This window comes from Bradyrhizobium sp. SOJA106, assembly GCF_059448745.1.
The window spans coordinates 3,709,225-3,727,659 of record NZ_CM182549.1 but is presented as its reverse complement, the minus strand read 5'-3'; the positions used below and the strand labels follow the sequence as shown (position 1 = coordinate 3,727,659).

16 protein-coding genes and 2 pseudogenes are annotated in these 18,435 nt (G+C 61.6%); 3 read left to right on the top strand and 15 right to left on the bottom strand.

Annotated features, from left to right (window positions below; translation table 11 throughout):
- Positions 1 to 667 precede the first annotated feature (667 nt).
- Both AC5V87_RS16850 and AC5V87_RS16845 read right to left on the bottom strand, forming a co-directional pair.
- A pseudogene (locus AC5V87_RS16850) lies at positions 668 to 1,734 on the bottom strand (IS110 family RNA-guided transposase).
- Between the two features lie 505 nt (positions 1,735 to 2,239).
- Positions 2,240 to 2,659 (bottom strand): annotated as a pseudogene (locus AC5V87_RS16845) (transposase); the annotation flags it as partial.
- A 35-nt stretch (positions 2,660 to 2,694) separates the two neighbouring features.
- On the opposite strand from AC5V87_RS16845, the gene AC5V87_RS16840 reads away from it, so the two are divergent.
- Entirely contained in the window at positions 2,695 to 3,267 is a 573-nt protein-coding gene (locus tag AC5V87_RS16840; RefSeq protein ID WP_456839116.1) for a LysR family transcriptional regulator, read from the top strand.
- Positions 3,268 to 3,598: 331 nt separating this feature from the next.
- Positions 3,599 to 4,411, top strand: coding sequence for an SDR family NAD(P)-dependent oxidoreductase (locus AC5V87_RS16835; protein ID WP_495371620.1), 813 nt, complete (start codon positions 3,599 to 3,601; stop codon positions 4,409 to 4,411).
- A gap of 184 nt (positions 4,412 to 4,595) precedes the next feature.
- Here AC5V87_RS16835 and AC5V87_RS16830 read toward each other — a convergent pair whose 3' ends face one another.
- The 11 genes from AC5V87_RS16830 to AC5V87_RS16780 all read right to left on the bottom strand — a co-directional run bounded on the left by AC5V87_RS16830 (position 4,596) and on the right by AC5V87_RS16780 (position 16,337).
- Entirely contained in the window at positions 4,596 to 5,420 is an 825-nt protein-coding gene (locus tag AC5V87_RS16830) for an SDR family NAD(P)-dependent oxidoreductase (RefSeq protein WP_495371619.1), read from the bottom strand.
- Positions 5,329 to 6,135 (bottom strand): glutathione S-transferase family protein, encoded by an 807-nt coding sequence (locus tag AC5V87_RS16825; protein WP_456839119.1) that lies wholly within the window; start codon positions 6,133 to 6,135, stop codon positions 5,329 to 5,331. Before AC5V87_RS16825 ends, AC5V87_RS16830 begins: the two co-directional genes overlap by 92 nt.
- A gap of 56 nt (positions 6,136 to 6,191) precedes the next feature.
- On the bottom strand, positions 6,192 to 7,391 hold the full coding sequence (locus tag AC5V87_RS16820) for an ABC transporter substrate-binding protein (RefSeq protein WP_495371618.1): 1,200 nt from the start codon (positions 7,389 to 7,391) through the stop codon (positions 6,192 to 6,194).
- Between the two features lie 71 nt (positions 7,392 to 7,462).
- Positions 7,463 to 8,623, bottom strand: a complete 1,161-nt coding sequence (locus AC5V87_RS16815) for an iron-containing alcohol dehydrogenase (RefSeq protein ID WP_456839121.1) — start codon at positions 8,621 to 8,623, stop codon at positions 7,463 to 7,465.
- 102 nt (positions 8,624 to 8,725) lie between these two features.
- Positions 8,726 to 9,736, bottom strand: a complete 1,011-nt coding sequence (locus AC5V87_RS16810) for an NAD(P)H-dependent flavin oxidoreductase (protein ID WP_456839122.1) — start codon at positions 9,734 to 9,736, stop codon at positions 8,726 to 8,728.
- A gap of 19 nt (positions 9,737 to 9,755) precedes the next feature.
- On the bottom strand, positions 9,756 to 10,946 hold the full coding sequence (locus tag AC5V87_RS16805; protein ID WP_456839123.1) for an acetyl-CoA C-acyltransferase: 1,191 nt from the start codon (positions 10,944 to 10,946) through the stop codon (positions 9,756 to 9,758).
- A 15-nt stretch (positions 10,947 to 10,961) separates the two neighbouring features.
- Positions 10,962 to 12,092, bottom strand: coding sequence for an acyl-CoA dehydrogenase family protein (locus AC5V87_RS16800; RefSeq protein WP_456839124.1), 1,131 nt, complete (start codon positions 12,090 to 12,092; stop codon positions 10,962 to 10,964).
- A gap of 25 nt (positions 12,093 to 12,117) precedes the next feature.
- Positions 12,118 to 13,299, bottom strand: a complete 1,182-nt coding sequence (locus AC5V87_RS16795; protein WP_456839125.1) for an acyl-CoA dehydrogenase family protein — start codon at positions 13,297 to 13,299, stop codon at positions 12,118 to 12,120.
- Positions 13,300 to 13,311: 12 nt separating this feature from the next.
- Positions 13,312 to 14,049 carry an SDR family oxidoreductase gene (locus tag AC5V87_RS16790; RefSeq protein WP_456839126.1) on the bottom strand — a complete coding sequence of 246 codons (738 nt, stop codon included), beginning with the start codon at positions 14,047 to 14,049 and terminating at the stop codon, positions 13,312 to 13,314.
- Positions 14,050 to 14,094: 45 nt separating this feature from the next.
- Positions 14,095 to 15,642, bottom strand: a complete 1,548-nt coding sequence (locus AC5V87_RS16785) for a class I adenylate-forming enzyme family protein (RefSeq protein WP_495371617.1) — start codon at positions 15,640 to 15,642, stop codon at positions 14,095 to 14,097.
- Positions 15,643 to 15,701: 59 nt separating this feature from the next.
- Positions 15,702 to 16,337 (bottom strand): 2-hydroxychromene-2-carboxylate isomerase, encoded by a 636-nt coding sequence (locus tag AC5V87_RS16780; RefSeq protein ID WP_456839128.1) that lies wholly within the window; start codon positions 16,335 to 16,337, stop codon positions 15,702 to 15,704.
- A 207-nt stretch (positions 16,338 to 16,544) separates the two neighbouring features.
- Here AC5V87_RS16780 and AC5V87_RS16775 point away from each other — a divergent pair, with 207 nt between their 5' ends.
- Positions 16,545 to 17,027 carry a winged helix-turn-helix transcriptional regulator gene (locus AC5V87_RS16775; RefSeq protein WP_456839129.1) on the top strand — a complete coding sequence of 161 codons (483 nt, stop codon included), beginning with the start codon at positions 16,545 to 16,547 and terminating at the stop codon, positions 17,025 to 17,027.
- A gap of 562 nt (positions 17,028 to 17,589) precedes the next feature.
- On the opposite strand, the gene AC5V87_RS16770 is transcribed toward AC5V87_RS16775, so the two are convergent.
- Positions 17,590 to 17,679: a hypothetical protein gene (locus tag AC5V87_RS16770; protein ID WP_495371906.1), complete on the bottom strand. Its 90-nt coding sequence runs from the start codon at positions 17,677 to 17,679 to the stop codon at positions 17,590 to 17,592.
- 244 nt (positions 17,680 to 17,923) lie between these two features.
- Entirely contained in the window at positions 17,924 to 18,409 is a 486-nt protein-coding gene (locus AC5V87_RS16765; protein ID WP_456839130.1) for a hypothetical protein, read from the bottom strand.
- Positions 18,410 to 18,435 lie beyond the last annotated feature (26 nt).

The following is an 18,435-nucleotide window of genomic DNA, read 5'->3' as shown; positions in this document are numbered from 1 at the left end:
CGGACGCGTCGAAGATAGCTGGTCGCCCTCCGGGCCCTGCGGTTGCCGATCGGTCCAAGCTTCACTTCGAATTTGTCGTCGATCTCTCGCATGGCCCGCATCCGGCGTTGGAATGAGCCGACGATATGTGAAGCCGACGAGCGTCTGCCAAGACGCAGATGGAAATGCGCAGGTTCGCCATTGCGTTGGGTCGAACATGGTAACAACGGGGACCCAAGCGGCGCCAACTCTTGGATGTGCAGACAACGGCTTAGGCGCTCCGTAGCGCCATTGCTTTCATCTTGCCTTCGTAATCGGGCGGGCAAAGTCAACTCATTCCTACGCTTTTCTTCGACTCTTCGCACTTCAGCCATGACAGACTCCCTGCATCGACGGCGCGCACGCGTCACCGCAACGCTTGCGATCAGCATTCACCAGGCGGGGTCCATGCGTTCCTTCGCGTTCAGCACTTCGGCCGTCGCATGCTCTTCATCAGGTTCGTAAACAGGGCTGTCCAAGCAGTCTGGCGCTCTCGTTCCCGAAGGACGGCAGCAGGCAAGAGATAGCGGACATTCCCCGTTTCGCGGCCCCGCCAGGGGACGCTCACCGCGCGCGCGGATCTCTAATTTCGTTCCCTCCTCAGCATGCTGGGAGTAATCCCAGCGCCTTCCTACGCTCGTCTACGTAGCTATTGCTGCGCCGGCTTTAGGCGCAGCCGTTGCGTGACCTTGGCACCGAATCCGACGTGGAAATCGGTCTCACTGACCCACATCCGGTGGAGAATGCCCGCGAGCTTTCGCGCGACCGCGGCAATCGCACACAGCATGCTCGACCGCTTGGCAATTCGCAGGCCCCAAGCCCGCAACGCCGACCATTTTCTGACCCGTAGCAGCAGACTTGCAGCCCCTTCACACAGCGCCTCCCGCACGGAGATATCGCCTTGTTTACTGATGCGACCTTCAAAATCGATCGATGTGCCAGACTGATGGCGCTTCGGCGTCAAGCCAAAATGGGCGCCCACTGTGCGTGATCGGGCAAAGCGATGAGGCTCATCAACGCCAACCTTGAATGACAAGGCGACAACCGGGCCGACACCCGGAACCGTCATGAGACGCCGGCAAACGGGATCATGCTGGACCACCTGAAGGAGCACGCGATGCAGCCGATCGTAGCCCTCGAGGAGCGCGCGGCGCACGTCCAGCATGACCTGGATCGACATCACAAAAATCGGGTCGCCGTGCTCGATCAGCTCGCGGATGCGGGCCTCAAAGGCGCCTCGAGCGACTGCTCCGACGAGCAATCCATAGGCCCGCAGCGCGCCCCGAACATGGTTCTCGAGGTCGACCAATTTGCGCTTAAGCAGCTTCCGGTTGGTCAGCAATGTGCGCATTTTTTGCATGTCGATATTCTTGACATGCACGGCGCGGTACCAGCCCAACCGCATCATCTGCGCGATGCCGCGCGCATCGTTTCGGTCGGTTTTGTTGCGCATTGTCGACAGCGAAACGCGCATGTGGCGCGCCTCACGACAATGATTGGAAGCCCGACTGGCTGTAATTCGCGATACAGCCAGATGCCTAGCGATGACGCCTCGACCCCTACTCTATCGAGGCGATCCGCGTAGCCCTCTACAGCGCAGCGGATCGCCTCTGGCTCCGTGCTGACCTTAATCTCGCGGACCGTGAGACCCTCGCTATCGACGATGCAAACGCTGGTTTCTTCAAGGCCGACGTCCAATCCAACGTACAGTTTCATCGGAGCTCTCCTTTGTGGCAACGACCTTCCAAGTCGTTGCACCAGGCTCCGGATTCGGCCACGGCCGTCTTATCCCCGTGCACCGGTATCTCGAAGCCCGATTTGAAGAGCCCTCTTAATCGGTCGTGTCGTCTCTCTGATCTCACCCATTCTCGTTTCCTTTCTCGCTTGCGACAAGGCCCTCTGCGCCACGCTTGAACACGCTGCGCCACCACAAAAGCGAGTCCCGGTGCGCCCTGCACTCTTCCGCGCTCATCGACGGCATAATCTCGCTGCAGCAGGGCAGCGCGGACGCCGTCGCGGCGCATCTTTCCATCGGCATGACGGAGCCACATCACAGGCAGTCCGGCGTGGTCCACGTTGCACGTCACGTGCGTGGCCACAGGCAAGATAGCGTGCGTTCCGTCGTCGTTGATCTGCACCAGGTCTCTTCCGCTTGTGGCGGAGCTCCGGGTTCAAAGCCTTGCGGTCATCGGGTCATTGATCTGCCATTGGCTCGGGCTGGTCATGCATGGGCTCCGAGCAGCTTGCGGTCCTTGGCGGCGGCACGTGCGCTCACGTCCGCCCTCGATGCGCCCGGATCGCCACAATAAAACGTGCCATCGACCCACATCGCATGCATGAACACCGCAAGCTTGCGTGCCACCGCAACGACCGCCTTGCGGTGGCTGGTGCGCTTGGCGATCGCAAGCCCCCATGTCTTGATCTTGTCCTTGCGCTTGAAGCGGGTCAGCAACGCACTGGCCGCCTCATAAAGCGCCCGCCGCACGTCGGCATCGCCCGCCTTGCTGATCCGCCCCTGCACGTCGATCGACGTGCCGGACTGCCAGCGCCGCGAGGTCAGGCCAAAATACGCCGCCACATCGCGCGACCTTTTGAAGCGCGAAGGATCATCGACTGCTGTCATGAAGCTCAGGGCGGCCACCGCTGGGTTTTTTGCACGTGGACCGACTGACGAGTATGGCGGTGTTCATCAAGGTGGCCGACCTTGGCTCCTTCGTTGCTGCAGCCGAGGAGCTGCGGCTATCGCCCACCATGATCGGCAAGCACATCCGCTTTCTGGAGGATCGGCTAGGTTCTCAATTGATCAATCGGTCAACCCGTCGGCAGGGGCTCACCGAGCTTGGTCAGCACTATCTTGAACATTGTCGCCACCTGCTGGAGGAGGCCGAGGAGGGCGACGTGCTGGCCGAGCAAGCGCTGAAGGCTCCCCGCGGCAGGCTCAGGATTGCAACGTCGGTGGCGTTCGGCTCCTACAGCCTGGCCCCGGCGGTCGTCCGATTTATGAAGAAATACCCTGAGATCAGCGTAGATATCATCTTGAGCGACCGGATCGCGGATCTGCTCGAGGACGGCATTGATGCCGCAATTCGCGTCGGTAAGCTCAGTGACTCAATGATGATGTCGCGCTCGCTATCGCCCTATCAGGGTCTGGTCTGCGCTGCGCCGAGCTATCTTGCCGAGCGCGGCACACCGGTTCGCCCGCAAGATCTGATCCACCAGACTGTAGACGGTGCCGCGTCTTCTTCGTGAACGCATGTTTTTAATTGTGGATTTTTATCGCTCAACAATCCTCCTATCGGCAAGAGCTCGTCATCGAGCGCACCTGGCTCGACCCGGCTAATACCGTTGGGCCGTGACAAAGCAATTCCAACATTGAGAGATGCGCCAAGTGCTGGCTTTTGCCGGCACAAGCGGCCTGCATCAAGCCACGGACGCCGATCCCATCTCGGAGCGAGCGTATACTTCGAATGTCCGAAAAGGTTGCAACTACGACGTTTTAGCCAATCGCTAGACTCCATAACATCTCCAACCGAAGGCGTAGCTCGAGCCGAACCGCGCCGAACATTGGGAGACTTTCGAAATGAGCAACAACTTCGCTGCAACCGGAACGGCCCTTGTAACGGGCGCTTCTTCAGGAATCGGTGCGATTTACGCAGACCGGCTAGCCCGCCGTGGCTATGACCTCATTCTGGTGGCTCGCAGCCGCGATCGTCTCGATGAACTTGCAAACCGGCTGGCAAACGAGAGCGGACGTCGCATCAAAGTGGTCGCAGCCGATCTCAACACAAGAGTGGAGCTCGCGCTTATCGAGGACATCTTACGCTCGGATTCGAGCGTTACGATGCTCGTGAACAACGCTGGCGTCGGTGCAACCGCTCCTCTGCTCGCTTCCGACATCGAGAAGATGGATCATATGATCGCACTCAACATTAGCGCGCTCACGCGCCTTACCTATGCAGCCGTCCCGGGCTTTGTGAAGCGCGCGAATGGCTCAATCATCAACATTGCATCAATTGTGGGCGTCGCGCCTGAGTTGCTGAACGGAGTCTACGGCGGGACCAAGGCGTTTGTGCTGGCTTTCACCCGTTCTCTCAGCCATGAACTCTCCAATAAGAACATACGCATTCAAGCGGTGCTCCCTGGGGCAACGGATACCGATTTCTGGGAATTGGCTGGCACGCCTAAGACGCATCTCCCGGAACAGATCATAATGGACGCTGCCGATATGGTTGACGCGGCCCTCGCGGGATATGATCAGGGCGAGCTCTTCACCGTTCCATCCCTAAGCGATGTCGCCGACTGGCAGGCTTATGAAGCAGCACGGCAGAAGCTACTACCGAATCTGTCTCATCGTGCGCCCGCGGCTCGTTACCGCCAAGCGAGCGCAGCCTAGATTGAAACTGCAGGGCTGATGGATCGGTGGGAACCCACTGCTATAGCCCAGCATTGTGGCAGCTGCTCAGCGCCGCCACAAGCGGACCAGATAGACTGCCACGCCAATCCTGTCAGATATGTTGCGTCGGACATTCGAGCTCACGAGGCACTTTACAGCCTGCAGCAACCCGCAACACTCTCGACTACCAGTTTTCTCCGAACGGTCGGAGTTCAACATTGAACGACCAAGCGCTGCGGTCCTGATGGACAACGTGCCAGATCTCGCTCGCGATCGCCTGCGGCTTGATGAAGAAATCGTCAGGCCGCTCCGGCCACCGCTTTCGCGTCCATTCGAGATCGATCACGGCGTCGATGACGACGTAGGCTACGTGGATTCCCTGCGATCCCAGATCGCGGGCCATGGACTCCGCCAGGATCCGCTGCGCCGCCTTGGTTGGCGCGAAACCGGCAAAGCCAGCCTTGCCGCGCAACGCCGAGGTATTGCCGGTGGCAATGACGGCGCCCGCACCGGCCGCGATCATCGCTGGGGTCAATCGTCGAGCCAGATACAACAGCCCCATCGTGTTGACCTGAAAATTGCGGTTGAGAATCGCCGGATCGATCTCCCGAAAGGTGCCGAACGCACCGCCGACGGCGTTGTGGATGACGACCGCCGGATGGCCCAGATCGCGCTCCACAGCCGATGCCACCGCATCTACCTGCGCGGGGTCCGACACGTCGCAACGAAATCCCTTCGCGCCCGGCAATTGCGCTTCGAGCGCCGCGAGGCGCTCCTCATTGCGCGCGAGCAGCGCGACGCGATAGCCACCTTCTGCGAACTTCTTGGCAAGAGCCGAGCCCGTACCGGGGCCGACACCCGAGATCAGGCAAACTGGCGCGGTCATGCGGTCAGACTCCCTGTTGCGGCCGGCGGCCTCACGCCGCGGCTCTGGACAGCAGCTTCTCGACGTAGGGTGCGAGATCAGGACGAAAGTGCTCGTGCCCGAGGAGCCGCTCGAAATGAGCAAAGGCCAAAGGATACTCGCTGCGGGCGTCAGTGTGCAGGATCTTGTCGAGACCCAGCCTGGTCAGTTGTTCAGCCCGCGCATACTCGTTCATGAACAGCGCAAGTTCAGCGGCAAAGCAGATGTCGGCCAGGGTGATCCCATTCCCGACCAGCGTATATTGCCGTCGCGACAAGGCCAGCTCGATCCCCGACATATAGATCGCGAACGCCTCCTTCGCGCGGGCGTGGATGGTCGCGTCGACCGCGCCACCTGACAGTGCGAGGAGATAGATCTGCGCATCCCTCGCAAAGACCAGGCTGACATCGAGAAAGCCGTCGATCCTGGAGGCTTCATAGGCGTCTCGCCCGTAGAGCTGGTAGGTGGCTGCGCCCAGGCGCGCCACCGCGCGCATGATGCTATTGGACTCAAAGATTCCAACCTCTCCGCTAGGCCCGAAGGCAGCCGGCACATTGCCGAACGGCTGCGCCGCCAGAAAAGCATCGGTCTTGAAGAGCTGCGCGCCGGTCAGGCCGACCCGGCCCGTGCGTGCGAGGGATGATAGCGATCGGCGCTCCTCCTCGGCCAGAGGGCGGGCGTCGTAGTCCCAGAGCCAGCCTTTCAGCTCCTTGGCGGGCGCCCCTCTGACCTCAACATCCAAGCCGCAGAAGCGTGCCGCAATAGTTGCCTTCCAGACACGCGGGTTCGGCAGATATGAGAAGATGCGCAAATCGGCCATCGTGGATTTCTCCTGATGAACTTCGTCCCCGCGGAATAAACGTCGGCGCAGATCCACTACTCAGAGCTTGCGTCGAGAATGTCGCCGAATTGCTCCCAGCGTGAGCCGTTCCAGCGCTGAAGCTGAAGCTGCGTCCAGATCATGTTGTTGCTCTCGCTGGTATTGATCCTGACGCCGGGCAGCGCGGTCGGCAGATCAAAGTTCTTCAGCGACTTTGCCTGCTTGATGATGTTCTCGCGCGAAAGATCGTCACCGCATTGCTTGAGGATCTGCTCGAGGACCATGCCCTGCTGGTAGCCGGTCAGATAGCTGGTGTTGGTGACGTCGGAGCCGGCCAGATATCGGTCGAAGAAGGCGCGATAAGCCTTAATTGCCTCATCGTCCGCCCATTTCTGGTCGTTCGGATCCTTGTTCGGGGTGCCGACAATGACGCCGACCGAATTCTCGAGCCCCGCGGGCCTCAGCGTGCCCGCGACAGACGACGACGGGAAGTTGATCAGGATCGTTGCTTTCCACCCAGTCTCGGCCGCGCGGCGGATTGCCTGCGCCGCAAATTTCGGTGTTCCGGCTACGAACAGCGCCTGCGCGCCGGAGCTCTTGAGCGCAACGACCTGCGAGTCGACCGTCGGTTCCGTGACCTCGTAGCTCGCAGTGACGACACGCTTGTCGAAATCCGCGCCAAGCACCGCCCTGAACGCGTTGACGTAGTCGCGACCGAGATCATCATTCTGGTAGAGGATTGCGTATTTCGCCGCGGGCAGCGCCCGCGTCAGATATTTTGCGTAGATCTTGCCTTCGGTGTCGTAGCTGACGAGACCCGTGGTCGTCAGTGGATAGTCCTTAACGTTGGTGAACTTGCTGGCGCCGGTGACGATCGCAATGGTCGGCACTCGCTTCACGGCAAGGTATTTTGCCACTGCGGAGTTACCTGCCGTGCCGAGTTGGCTGAACATAAAAGCGACTTCGTCGCTTTCAACCAGCCTTCGCGCATGTTCGACGGCCTTAGGCGGGCTATACGCATCGTCCATCATGACATAGTCGATCTTGCGCCCGTTGATGCCGCCGCGATCGTTGATCGATTTCACATAGGCCTGCACGCCCTGCCCGACCTGACCGATCGAGGACGCGGGTCCACTCAGGGGAAAGATACCGCCGATCTTCACCTTCGTCGACGTGACGCCCGGAGTGTCACCCGCCCAGCAGGGCGTGGACGTTGCAATCACCAGTGCGCAAGCCAATCGCGTGCCCCAGGACATCGCTGATTCCCTCCAATTGTTATTTATGCACGCCTGCGCGCGGCAAGCGTGACAGACATTCGGATGCCGCGTCAGGCGGCCAACTTGAGTATCTTGACGATGTCACCGGGCTCACGGATCGGCTGCGGATTCGCCCGCGTGAAGATCGACAGCATGGCGTTCTTGCCGATCAGCTCAAACCGGTCCTCGGCTACGCCAACGTCCGCCAGCCGCCGTGGCAAGCCGAGCTCCGTGATGAACGCTGCAAAAGCTTCGCCGGCATCACGACCCGGCGCGCCGAGCGCGGCGGCGACTGATCCCTGAGCCGCTTGCGTGGCCGGCAGATTGTATCGGAGCACGCTCGGCATCATCACCGCCGTGCATAAATAATGCGGCACGTCACAGGTTCCTCCGAGGACATGGCCGATGGCATGGCTGGCGCCCATCGGAACGCGCGACTGCAGGCCGAAGGCGGACATCCAGGACCCCAACTGGCAGCTCAACCGCGCTGCCTCGTCGTTCGGATTGTCCCTGGTGCGCCGTAGCCCGTCGGACAGGTAGCGCAAGCCCTGCTGGCAAACGGCGTCGACGAGCACATTGGGACGACTGGAGCAGATCGCCTCAATGCCATGATCCATCGCGCGCGTGCCGGATCCCAGCCAGAGCTTCTCAGGCGTGTATTTCGAGATCGCCGGATCAAGGATGATGCTGCGCGGCATCATCATCGGATGGTTGAAGATCTGCTTCAGCTTGCGGCTGGTATCGGTGACTAGCGCACCCGAATTGTATTCGCCGCCCGAGAGCGTGCTCGGGATGGCGATCATCCGCACCTTCGGGGTTCGGAATGGTCCGAAGCGGCGTTCCGGTGTGGTCTCGAAGCCATCGAGCCCCATTGGCTCAAAGATCTCGTGCTCCATGCACATCAGCACGATCTTTGCTGCATCGACCACCGAACCGCCGCCGATCGCAACGACCAGGTCCGCCTGGGCATCCCTGGCCTGTCGGGCAATCTGCGTCACTACGTCCCGGGTCGTGTGCTGGGGCACGCCGTCGAAGGCCGCGGCATGGCGTTCACCGAGCGCGGTCCGGATCTTCTCGATCTCGTCGGTCGTGGTGTTGAGCGTGCGGCTCACGATCAGATAGACGCGCCTGGCGCCCAGCCGTTCGGCCTCCTCCCGCAGCGCCTCTGCTGCCGGCTTGCCGTAGATCACGGATTCCATGGTGGGATATTGATGGCTACCGACGACGGGCATGATCTTCCTCCCTCCCCTATGTTTTCTTTCCGTAGCGCTGCGGCGTCAGCATCGTGACGCCGTCAGCCATCGCAGTCTTGACGCTCTCGTGTTCGCCGCATCTCAGGCGACCGCGCGTGCCCGCTGCGTCTCGACCGTTCCGTCGAGGAAGCCGGTCAAGCGCTGGCGAATGATCGCTTCGGCGTCCGCCATGATGCGGTCGATCAGCTCCTTGACCGTCGGGATGTCGTGGATCAGCCCGACCACCATGCCGCAGCTCCACGCGCCCGCATCCATCTGGCCATCGACCATGACCTTCGGATAAACGCCAGCCACCTGGTCGAGAATGTCGTCGATCTTCAGGCTTGCGCCCTTCCCGCGCTCGATCTCGAGCAGCTCGTCCACGCCCTTGTTCCTGAGCACGCGCTCGGTATTGCGCAACGCGCGCATCACCAGCACGGTGTCCAGCTCGGTCGCCTTGACCAGCGCCTGTTTTACATTGTCATGGACCGGAGCTTCCTTGGTGGCGACGAAGCGCGTGCCCATGTTCATGCCGGAGGCGCCCATCGCAAGTGCGCCGACGAGGCTGCGTCCATCCGCCATGCCGCCGGAGGCCACGAACGGGATCTTCAGTTCGTCCGCAGCCCGCGGCAGCAGGATCATGTTCGGGATGTCGTCTTCGCCGGGATGACCGCCGCACTCGAATCCATCCACGCTGACGGCATCGCAACCGATCTTCTCCGCTTTCAGCGAATGTCGCACCGAGGTGCATTTGTGGATCACCTTGATGCCGGCCGCCTTCAGCGCCGGCATATAGGCTTCGGGGCTGCGGCCCGCCGTCTCGACCGCCTTGATGCCGCCCTCGCGGATCGCGGCGATATATTCCGGATAGGGCGGGGCCGACAGCGTCGGCAGGAAAGTCAGGTTCACGCCGAAAGGCTTGTCGGTCATGTCGTGGCAGCGCGCGATCTCCTTGGCGAGGAGTTCCGGCGTTTTCTGCGTCAGGCCCGTGATGATGCCGAGACCGCCGGCATTCGATACGGCCGCGGCCATCTCGGCGAAGCCGACATAATGCATGCCACCCTGGATGATCGGATGCTGGATGCCAAACAGTTCGGTTATTGCTGTCTTCACGTGAAAACTCCGTTTCCGATCAGTGCACGATTTCAAAGAGGCCCGCGGCGCCCATGCCGCCGCCGATGCACATGGTCACCACGCCGTATTTGGCCTTGCGCCGGCGGCCCTCGATGAGCAGGTGACCGGTGAGGCGCGAGCCGGTCATGCCGTAGGGGTGACCGATCGCGATCGAACCGCCATTGACGTTGAGCTTGTTGGGATCGATGCCCAACTTGTCACGGCAATAGATCACCTGCACCGCATATGCCTCGTTGAGCTCCCAGAGATCGATGTCATCGATCTTCAAATTGTGACGCTTGAGCAGCCGCGGGATCGCGGCGACCGGGCCGACGCCCATCTCGTCCGGCTCGACGCCGGCGGCGACGAAGCCGCGGAAGATGCCGAGCGGCTTCAGCCCCTTCTGCGCGGCGACTTTATCGCTCATGATGACGCAGGCCGAGGCGCCATCCGATAGCTGGCTGGCATTGCCCGCGCTGATGGTCTTGCCCTCGAACACGGGCTTGATCTTGGCGAGGCCTTCAGCCGTGGTATCCGGCCGCGGGCCTTCATCCCGGCTCAGCGTGACCTGCTGATAACTGACCTGCTTGGTGTCCTTGTCCAAGACCGCCATGTTGGTCGTGATCGGCACGATCTCGTCGTTGAAGCGGCCGCCCTGCAGGGCCGCGCCGACGCGCCGCTGGCATTCGAGCGAGTATTCGTCCTGCCGGTCACGGCTGATCTTGTAGCGCTCGGCAATCACTTCGGCGGTCTCCAGCATCGACATGTACATCTCCGGCTTCATCGCCATGAGATCCTGGTCGACGGCATGGAACTTGTTCATGTGATCGTTCTGCACCAGGCTGATCGACTCGATGCCGCCGCCGATTGCAATCTCGACACCGTCGAGCATCACCGAACGCGCGGCGACCGCGATCGCCTGCAAGCCGGAGGCGCATTGCCGGTCGATCGTGGTGCCGGCAACCGTCACCGGCAGGCCGGCGCGGATCGCACCCTTGCGGGCGACGTTCATCACCATGGTGCCCTGCTGCATGGCGCAGCCCATTACGACGTCCTCGACCTCGCCAGGCGCTACGCCGGCGCGCTTCACGGCCTCGGCCATCACGTGGCCGGCCAGGGTCGGACCATCAGTGTTGTTGAGCGCGCCGCGATAAGCCTTGCCGACGCCGGTGCGCGCGGTGGAAACGATCACTGCTTCAGGTGATGACATGCTTGCCTCTCTGTCTCAGGCCGCCGCATCGAGCTGCGCATAACGCAGCACGTGGTAGGCGGGATCGCCAAACTGGATGTTGATGGAGGATATCCGTTTGAAATAATGCCCGACGTTCAACTCGTCGGTCATGCCCATGCCGCCGTGCAGCTGCACGGCCTGGTCAGCGATGAACTTGCCGGCGTAGCCGATCTTGGACTTGGCACCAGACGCGAGCCGCGAGATGCCAGCCTCGCCTGCGTCGAGGCTGAGCGTGAGATGCTGCATCAACGAGAGCGCCTCCTGATGCGCGATGAACATGTCGACCATCCGATGCTGCAGCACCTGGAACGAGCCGATCGTCGTGCCGAACTGCTTGCGCGTCTTGGAATAGTCCAGCGTCGCGGAATTCAGCTCAGTCATCGTACCGACGGCCTCGGCACAGAGTGCGCCGATGGCGCGGTCGCGAGAGGCTTCCAGCGCGGCCATGCCCTCGCCCTCCTCGCCCAGCAACTGACCGGCAACGCCTCGCAGGCTGATCTCCGCAGCGCGACGGCCGTCGATGGTCTTGAAGCTTTGCAGATCGAGGTTGGCAGCGCGACGATCGACCACGAACAGGCTGACGCCGAGGCGGTCTCGCCGCTGACCGGAAGTACGGGCGGAGACGATCAGATAGTCGGCCCATGGGGCCGCAATGACCGCGGTCTTCGCGCCGGTCAGCACGTAGCCCTTCCCCTCTCGCTGCGCCGTCGTGGTGACGTTGGCGAGATCGAAGCGCGAGCCTTTCTCGGTCCAGGCCAGCGCCCAGATTTTGGTGCCGGCGACGATCTCCGGAACGAATCCCTCTTTCTGTTCGGCGGAGCCGATACGTTCGAGCAGGCCGCCAGCAAGCACCACCGTCTCGACGAAGGGCTCGACCACTAGGTGACGGCCGAACTCCTGCATGATGATCATGGTCGACAGCGGACCGCCGCCGAGGCCGCCGACCTCCTCAGAGAATGGCGCGCCGAGCAACCCCTGCTCCGCGAAGGCCTGCCACTGCTCGCGGCTATAGCCCTCGTCGCTCGCGAGGATCTTGCGGCGCGCATCGAAACCATACTGGTCGCGCAGCAGTCGCTGGACGCTGGATCGGAGCAGCTCCTGCTCCTCCGTGAACTGGATGTCCATCCGTTACCTCCCGTGCCGCCGTTCGCTAGAGACCGAGCACAGCCTTGGCGATGATGTTGCGCTGGATCTCGTTGGATCCGCCGTAGATCGAGAGCTTGCGCGAGTTCAAATATTTCTCAGAAGCAGTGTGACCGTAGTCCGGCCCCGGCATGAACTGATTGGAGCTCACCGGATGCTCGCGGATCGCCAGCCCGTAATTGCTGATCGCGCGATGCGTCAGCTCGGTAATGTTCTGGAAGATCTCGGTACCGCGGATCTTGAACAGCGAGGCCGCCGGCCCCGGATCGATCCCGCGGGCCATTTGCGCGACGACGCGCAGCTCGGTTGCCTCCAGGGCCAGCACATCGAGCTCGATGCGGGCGATGTCCCGGACAAATTCCATATGTGCTGGATCGTCTGCGGGGATCTCGGCCTTCACGATCTTCTTCAGCTTCGCGATATAGCGTGTCGAGCGGCCGATGCCGGCCATGCTGGTGCGCTCATTGCCGAGCAGGAATTTGGCATAGGTCCAGCCCTCGTTCTCCTCGCCGATCAGGTTGCCGACGGGCACGCGGACGTTCTCGAGGAAGACGTCATTGACCTCGTGCGAGCCGTCGATGGTGATGATCGGACGCACGGTGACGCCCGGCGACTTCATGTCGATCAGCAGGAAGGAGATGCCCGATTGCGGCTTTGCGGCGGGATCGGTCCGCACCAAGCAGAAGATCCAGTCGGCGTGCTGCGCCAGCGTGGTCCAGGTCTTGTGCCCGTTGACGATGTAATGGGCGCCGTCGCGCACCGCCTTGGTGCGAACTGTGGCAAGATCCGAGCCCGAGCCCGGCTCGGAATAACCCTGGCACCACCAATCCTCGCCTGAGAGGATGCGCGGCAGAAATTTCTTCTTCTGGGCCTCGTTGCCAAAAGTGTAGATCACGGGACCAACCATGGTGACGCTGAACGCCAAAGGCGGCATGGTGCCAGCGCGCGTGGTCTCCTGTTCGAAGATGAAGCGGCGGGTGATGGACCAGCCGGGCCCGCCATACTCCTTGGGCCAGAGCGGCGCGATCCAGCCCTTCTTGTGCAGAATGCGATGCCACAACAGCATCTGCTCCTTGGTAAGGTCGGTCTCCGGATTAGGAACGCGCATGTCAGCCGGATAATTGTCCTTGATGAAGGCGCGGACTTCGTCGCGAAACGCCGCGTCGTCCGGAGATAGCGCGAGCTCCATGGAACGCCCTTCCTACCACTTCTCGCCGAAGGGACGGATCTCGAGCTCGAACGTCCAGGCACTCTTGGGCTGCTGGTAGAGCTGCCAATAGGATGCCGCCACCGATGCGGGCGGCATCAACAGGTCCGGATTATCGAGCGCATTGGGGCCGAGCGCTTCGAGCCGGCGCTGCCGCACCCATTCGGTATCGACGCCGGAGTCGATGATGAGATGCGCGACATGGATGTTCTTCGGGCCGAGTTCACGGGCCATCGCCTGCGCGACCGCTCGCAGGCCGAACTTTGCGCTGGCGAAGGCGGCATAGCCGGAACCGCCGCGCAGGCTCGCGGTCGCGCCAGTGAAGAAGATATTGCCAGCCCCGCGCGCCAGCATCAGTCTCGCAGCCTCGCGCCCCGCAAGGAACCCGGAATAGCAGGCCATTTCCCAGACCTTCCTGAACACCCGCTCGGTGGTCTCGAGAATCGGGAAGTTGACGTTGGCACCGATGTTGAAGATGCAGACCTCTAGCGGCGCGTGCTTGTCGGCGTCGTTCAGGAAGGAGATGATCTCATCCTCCTTGCGCGCATCGAGCGAGCGGGCCTGGATTTCGCCGCCCGCTGCCTCGATGTCCTTGACGAGCGGCGCGAGCTTGTCGCCATTGCGGCGGCCTGCAAACACCGTGAAGCCTTCAGAGGCGAATTTCTTGGCGATCTCGCCGCCAATGAAGTCACCGGCGCCGATCACCGCAACCGTCCTGTTTCTCTTCTGCATGTGACTTCTCCAGACTTGTGAGACGTTGAGGCGATCTCGCCTGCTTTAGTTGCGCAGCGATTCCGCCAGCTTGTGTTTCAGCAGCTTGCCGGTCGACGTAGCCGGCAGCGCGTCCATGAGGATGATCTCGGACGGCCGCTTGTAGGAGGTGAGCTCCGGCGTGACATGCGCCATCACATCCTGTGCGGTGGTAGAGGAGCCCTTGAGCAGCTGCACGAAGGCCACGATCTCTTCATTGCCAGGGACCGGCCGACCGACCACCGCGCATTGCACCACGTCGGGATGGGTGCTCAGCACCGCTTCGATCTCAGCCGGATAGACGTTGAAGCCGGAGCGAATGATCATCTCCTTGGTGCGGCCAACGATGAACAGCGCATCACCCTCGAAGCGCGCGAGGTCACCGGTGTTGAACCAGCCCTCCGGATCGATCGCTTTCGCCGTGAGGTCGGGCGCGCGGTAATAACCGCGCATAACGTTCGGCCCGCGGACGTGCAGTTCGCCGATATCGCCGTTGGTCACGATTGTGCCATCGCGGGCCACGATTCGAGCCTCGATACCCGGCACCAGAGTGCCAACCGAATTGTCGCTGCGCGGCGCCTCGGGCCGCACGCCCGAAATGCCGGGCGAACATTCGGTGATGCCAAAAGCGTTGCCAAGAGGTAGACCGAGCTCCTTCTCGACCCTTGCCTTGAGCTCGAGGTCGAGCGGTGCGCCCGCGACGCTCATCAGACGCAGCGCCCCGCGCTCCAGCTTCGGCAGGCCTGCCATCTGCTTGTATTCCAGCAGCCGCTGGTAGGTGGCGGGCACGCCGTTCAGGAGCGTGATGCCTTCCTCGGCCAGCGCCCTGGCAAGCGCAGCGGGGTTGTACTTGGTGACCAGCCGGGTGACGCCACCGACCATTAGTGTCATCGTCAGCAGCGAGATGCCGACGATATGCGAGATCGGCAGTACGCAGTACTGCACGTCGTCCGCCGTCATACTACGCAGGTTGGCTGTGGTCCTGGCCGAGAACAGCAGGTTCCGATGCGTGAGCATGACGCCCTTCGGCGTACCGGTCGTACCGGACGTATAGATGAGCACCGCCACCTGGCGTGTGCCGTCGGCCTCGACCGGCTCGGCCTGCGTGTCCTGGTTCAGGGCAGACACTCCGATGCCGTGCAGCGGCCCGACATCCTGCACCGGAGCGTCGTAACGCGTCGCGTGCGCGGCTGCTTCCTCGGAGACCTTTGCCGTAAAGAACATGCGCCGGGCGCCGCTATGATCCCTGATCTGCTCGAGCTCACGCGGTGACAGCCGAGGGTTGGCGACGATCGCCCAGGCGTCGAGGCGGCTTGCGGCGAACAGCAGGCAAGCGAGCGCGATCGAATTCTCGCTGATGATCATCATGCGATCACCGGGCCGGATGCCCAGCGCGCGGAGCGCGTCCGCCGTGGCTCCAACTTGCCGGCCTAACTCCCGATAGCTCAGTTTGACGTTGTCTTCGATCAACGCAACCCGGTCCGGGGTGGCGACAACGTATGGGTCCATCACCTCATGGATACGCTGCGGCAACGTGTTCAAAATCTCGGTTGCAGTCTGCTGCCAGTCCGCCAATGACACCTCCCGTTGAAAGGCCCTTTGCGGGCTCAGTTCTTTCTGATGCCTCCGCGCCGTCAGGCGCTCTTCTTCTGCGCGGTTGATTGCGCGAGGATTTCGTCCTCGACTTCGCGCAGACTGTCCTTGCCAAAGTAGATCTCGTCGCCGACGAAGAACGTCGGCGAGCCGAACGTACCGCGCGCCACGGCGCTGCTGGTGTTCTCGATCAACCTTTTCTTGACGTCGTCCTGCTGGGCGCGGGCCGTGATGCGATCGATATCCAGCCCCCATGACAGGAACGCTTCGCGAAAGACCTGTGTGTCGTCCATCTTCTTGGGCTCGACCCACATGTGATGATACGCCGCGCGGAAGTAGGGCTCGAACATTCCCTCGAACTCGGCCGCGACGGCGCCGCGCATCAGCGCGAGCGTGTTGACCGGAAAGAACGGATTCATCCTGAACTTGGTGATGTTGTGACGGCGCAGGAAACGCTCGGTCTCGAGCGCATTGTATTCCGGCTTGTTCTTGATCCCGCGTAGAGACTCGGCAGGCGATAAATTGCCGGTCGCCTTGTAAACGCCGCCGAGCAGCACCGGCACGTAGTTGAATTTGACGCCGGTTCGCTGCTCGATGCCGGGCAGCGCCAGCTCGGCGAGGTAGGCGTTGGGACTGCCGAAATCGAAGTGAAACTCGACCTTGAGCGGAGCTGCCATGGAACGCCCTTCCCTTCGACGGCAGCGATTGTTCGCCGCCCAATTGATCCTCAAGCGAGTGTAAAAGTTCTATTTTAGAACTGTCAATATGATCATCATCATCCAATCGACGTAAAAGGGCTAGAAATCGCCTCATCCCATTGAAATTCTGCGAGTTCTAATTTAGAATTTATTTTTCTGAACGCTAGAGATTCGTCGGAGACGTTGATGAAATGGGATGCCCTTGAGGAGGAGCCTTGCTCGCTGGCTCGCACCGTAGCCGTCATCGGTGATCGCTGGAGTCTGCTCATTCTGCGCGAATGTTTTCTCCGCATCCGCAGGTTCGACGAATTCCAGTCCTCGCTTGGCGTGACCCGGCACCTGCTGGCCGACCGGCTGAAGAAGCTGGTGCGCTTCGGCGTGCTGCGCAAGATTCCCTATCAGGAGGCGCCCAAGCGCTACGAATATATCCTGACGCAGAAAGGTCTCGACCTCTATCCGATCATCATGTCAATCGTGCATTGGGGCAACGTCCACATGGTCGACTCCCGCGGACGGCCGCTGCTGCACGAACACAAGAACTGCCACAAGTTGTTTGATCCCGTCATGGTCTGTTCCGAGTGCGGCGAGCCGCTGACGGCGAAGGCGGTTCACGTCCATCCGGGCCCCGGCGCGCGGAAACTCACACGCACCGGCGCAGCCGCACGATAATCGGGAGTACCGTTCACCACTGACGCGGCTCAGCAGCGGCCGGCCGAAACATCAGCATTGCCTCGGGCGAACCAGCAATCGGGAAGAGACTTGTCAGTTTCGCTGGGCAGACCAATACCCCGAACAACGCGCGCCTCCCGAGTAGCCGCTCCATGTCCCGCGACCGGAATTGCTCGAGAGCTGACCTGAGCCGGACGCATATTTGTCCGGAACGCTCACCGAGGCGCGGACGGTGCCGGAGCGCGCCAAATGGCCCTTGAACGTAAGCAAGTTGGAGTGCGTGACGACGCCGGTTGACGGAGAAATTGTAGGTCAGCTCGCTCGAGCCGCTTTGCGTCACGAAGAGAAGGCTCCCAAGACGCGTCGTACGCCGAGCGGGCCTGTGCGACCGAGACGACGGCGGCCAGGCAACTTGCGGCCACGGCGGATGTGAAAAGGTTCGTCATTGTGCGCCCATTATGTTTGGTCATTCGCATCTTTGAAAACGTTGTTTCAACGCGACTTGCCAATCACTCTGCTGCAACCGCGCGGTGTCGCAGCAGCAACCCGACCCATGTCCAGTTCACGGCCTGTCTTTGGCCTCCTCCAGCAGCGCTGATTTTCCAATCCCCGGTGCCCCGCTGATAAAGAAAATAGCTCCGCCGTCATGGATCCGGCCGAGAAGCTGATCGATGAGAGCAAGTTCGACTTCTCGGCCAAGCGAGCACGGCTTCGAGCGGGGCGCGCGCCGCTGATTTCGTCACGGTGGCGCAGTTTTCTTCGGCCGTTTCGCCATTGCCTCTTCCGGAGCAGGCCGTTGGGCTGATCTCTCAGCCAGAACTCTGGGCAACATCCTACCATGCGCCGGCAACGAGGCATCGGGAGTGCTAGAGGCATCGGGAGTGCTATCCAACTGATTAGGCGACGAGGTCGGAAATGTCTGGACCTGGCCCTCCAGCCCTGCCGTTCCGGGCTTCGATGGCCTTGACGGAGTTTTCAAACGCCTTCTCCAGAACACCCCTGCCGATGGTCCCGAGCACAAAGCCGAGCAGCCGCCCCATCAGGTTTTTGCCGTCGCGTATCACGACCACATCAATGTCGGTCGTACCGTCGGATTTACGCCTAAAGGTGTAGGTGTGACCTGAGGCACCACCCCACACGTTGGAGTCGGTTGTCGTGAGGACGACGCGCTCAGGATCAGACCAGTCATAGTGCAGGCGCTCCCAGATCCCGCCCGAGCCCTCCGTGATATCCGCAAAGGAGTCGCCTCGGTGATGCACCTTGAGATAGGCATCGGCGCTGTTGCCAAACAATCTCGAGCGGCCGGGCCCGAAATCGGTCAGGCCGGCGACGTACTGTTCGGACGTCGCCGTGGTCCTCCGATGAAGATGGATGGTGGACATGTGAAACTTCCTCTTTTCATTCCCTA